This window comes from Pseudacidovorax sp. 1753 (assembly GCF_040544975.1).
In the GTDB taxonomy this organism is placed as follows: Bacteria; Pseudomonadota; Gammaproteobacteria; order Burkholderiales; family Burkholderiaceae_C; genus Xenophilus.
In genome coordinates, this window is record NZ_JBEPKY010000051.1 from 1 (window position 1) to 3,218 (window position 3,218).

Sequence of the window (3,218 nt, forward strand, 5' to 3'; positions counted from 1 at the left end):
GTCGCCGTGCCACCCGCCAGCACCGCCGCCTGCCCCGCCACCTGGAACGAGGCCACGCTCAGCACGTTGTCCACGTCGCGGTCGTTGGTCAGCACGTTGCCCAGCGCCGGGCTGTCTTCCGTCGTCGTCTTCACGTCCGGCGCCAGCACGCTGGCGTCGTCCACCGGCGTGACGCCGATGGTCACGGTGGACGTGGCCGTGCCACCCTTGCCGTCGCTCACCGTCACGGTGAAGCTGTCGCCGCCGTTGTAGTCCTTGCCCGGGGTGTAGGTGAAGGTGCCATCGGCATTCACCACCACCGTGCCGTGCGCCGGATCGCTGCCCTTCACATAGGTGAGGGTGTCGCCATCCACGTCGCTGCCCACCACCTTGCCGTCGATCGGGGTGTCTTCGCGGGTGGTGATGCTGTAGTCGGGCGCCGTGGGCGCGTCGTTCTGCGGCGTGACGTCGATGGTGACGGTGGCCGTGGTCGTGCCGCCGTTGCCATCGCTCACCAGCACGGTGAAGCTGTCCTTGCCGTTGTAGTCCTTGGCGGGCGTGTAGAGGTAGCTGCCGTCCGCGTTGACCGTGACGGTGCCGTGCGCCGGGTCGCTGCCCTTGGCATAGCCCAGCGTGTCGCCATCCACGTCACGGGCCACGATCTGGCCGGTGATGGGCGTGTCCTCGGGCGTGGTGCGGGCCTGGTTGTCGGCCACGGGTGCGTCGTTGGCCCCGTTGACGGTGAGCGTCAGCGTGGTGGTGGCGGTGGCGCCCGAGGGGTCGGTCACCGTGTAGGTGAACACGTCCTTCTGGCTCTGGCCGGTGGTCAGGGCCTGCGAGGCCGCATTGGGCGCGTAGGTGTAGCTGCCGTCGGCATTGAGCGTCAGCGTGCCCCAGCTGCCTTCGATGGCCTTGCCGGCATCGACGGTGTTGCCGCCGAAGCTGACCTGGGTCACCGCCATGCTGTCGCCGTCCGGATCGACGTCGTTGGCCAGCACGCCGCCGGTGACGCCGACCTTGAGCACCACGTCTTCGCTGGTGCTGTTGGTGTCGGGCTTGGGCTCCGGCGCGTCGTTGACGCCGCCCACCGTGATCGACACCGTGGCGGTCGAGGTGCCGCCGTTGCCGTCGCTGATGGTGTAGGTGAAGCTGTCGGCGCCGTTGTAGTCCAGGCCGGGCGTGTAGACCGGGTTGCCGTTGGCGTCCAGCGCCACGGTGCCGTGCGCGGGCTGAGTGAAGCCCACCACGGTGAGCTTGTCGCCGTCCACGTCGGTGTCGTTGCGCAGCACCTGGATGGTGACGGGCGTGTCCTCGTCGGTGGTCACGGTGTCGTTGACGGCCACCGGCGCGTCGTTGACCGGCGTGACGGTGACGTTCACCGTCGAGGTGGCCGTGCCGCCCTTGCCGTCGCTCACCGTCACGGTGAAGCTGTCCTTGCCGTTGTAGTCCTGGCTGGGCGTGTAGGTGTAGCTGCCGTCGGCGTTGACCGTGACGCTGCCGTGTGTCGGGTCGCTGCTCTTGGTGAAGGTCAGCGCGTCGCCGTCCACGTCGGTGGCGGCCACCTGGCCCTTGACCGGCGTGTCCTCCGGCGTCGTGATCGTGTAGTTGCCCGTCGCCGGGTCGAAGTTCTGGCCCGGCGGCGTGACCGGCGGATCGCTCGGCACCGGCGGGTCGTTCACCGGCGTCACGGTGATGGTCACCGTCGACGTGGTCGTGCCGCCGTTGCCGTCGTTGACCGTCACGGTGAAGCTGTCGCCGCCGTTGTAGTCCTTGGCGGGCGTGTAGGTGTAGCTGCCGTCGGTGTTGACCACCACCGTGCCGTGTGCCGGGTCGCTGCCCTTGGTGTAGGTCAGCGTGTCGCCGTCCACGTCCGAGCCGGTGACCTTGCCGTCGATGGGCGTGTCCTCGGGCGTGGAGATGCTGGTGCTCGGTGCCGTCGGCGCGTCGTTGACCGGCGTGACGGTGACATTCACCGTCGAGGTCGCAGTGCCGCCCTTGCCGTCACTCACCGTCACGGTGAAGCTGTCGCTGCCGTTGTAGTCCTTGCCAGGGGTGTAGGTGTACGTGCCGTCGGCGTTGACCGTGACGCTGCCGTGCGTCGGGTCGCTGCTCTTGGTGAAGGTCAGCGCGTCGCCGTCCACGTCGGTGGCCGCCACCTGGCCCTTGACCGGCGTGTCCTCCGGCGTCGTGATCGTGTAGTTGCCCGTGGCCGGGTCGAAGTTCTGGCCCGGCGGCGTGACCGGGGGATCGCTCGGCACCGGCGGGTCGTTCACCGGCGTCACGGTGATGGTCACCGTCGAGGTGGTCGTGCCGCCGTTGCCGTCGTTGATGGTCACGGTGAAGCTGTCGCCGCCGTTGTAGTCCTTGGCGGGCGTGTAGGTGTAGCTGCCATCGGTGTTGACCACCACCGTGCCATGCGCCGGGTCGCTGCCCTTGGTGTAGGTCAGCGTGTCGCCGTCCACGTCCGAGCCGGTGACCTTGCCGTCGATGGGCGTGTCCTCGGGCGTGGAGATGCTGGTGCTCGGTGCCGTCGGCGCGTCGTTGACCGGCGTGACGGTGACATTCACCGTCGAGGTCGCCGTGCCGCCCTTGCCGTCACTCACCGTCACGGTGAAGCTGTCGCTGCCGTTGTAGTCCTTGCCCGGGGTGTAGGTGTACGTGCCGTCGGCGTTGACCGTGACGGTGCCGTGCGTCGGGTCGCTGCTCTTGGTGAAGGTCAGCGCGTCGCCGTCCACGTCGGTGGCGGCCACCTGGCCCTTGACCGGCGTGTCCTCCGGCGTCGTGATCGTGTAGTTGCCCGTGGCCGGGTCGAAGTTCTGGCCCGGCGGCGTGACCGGCGGATCGCTCGGCACCGGCGGATCGTTCACCGGCGTGACGGTGATCGTCACCGTCGAGGTGGTGGTGCCACCGTTGCCGTCGTTGACGGTCACGGTGAAGCTGTCGCCGCCGTTGTAGTCCTTGGCGGGCGTGTAGGTGTAGCTGCCGTCGGTGTTGACCACCACCGTACCGTGTGCCGGGTCGCTGCCCTTGGTGTAGGTCAGTGTGTCGCCGTCCACGTCCGAGCCGGTGACCTTGCCGCTGATGGGCTTGTCTTCCTGCGTCGTGAGGCCGTAGTTGGGGACGGTGGGCGCATCGTTGACGGGTGTGACCTCGACATTGACCGTCGCCGTCACCGGCGTGCGGCCATCCGTCGCCGTGTACGTGAAGCTCAGGTTGCCGTTGTAGTCCTTGTTGGGCGT

General features: G+C 68.4%; 1 protein-coding gene. It reads right to left on the bottom strand.

The genetic code is table 11. The features are described 5' to 3' along the window. The coding region (locus ABIC63_RS29780; RefSeq protein WP_354322452.1) for an Ig-like domain-containing protein at positions 1-3,218 on the bottom strand (3,218 nt) is incomplete at both ends.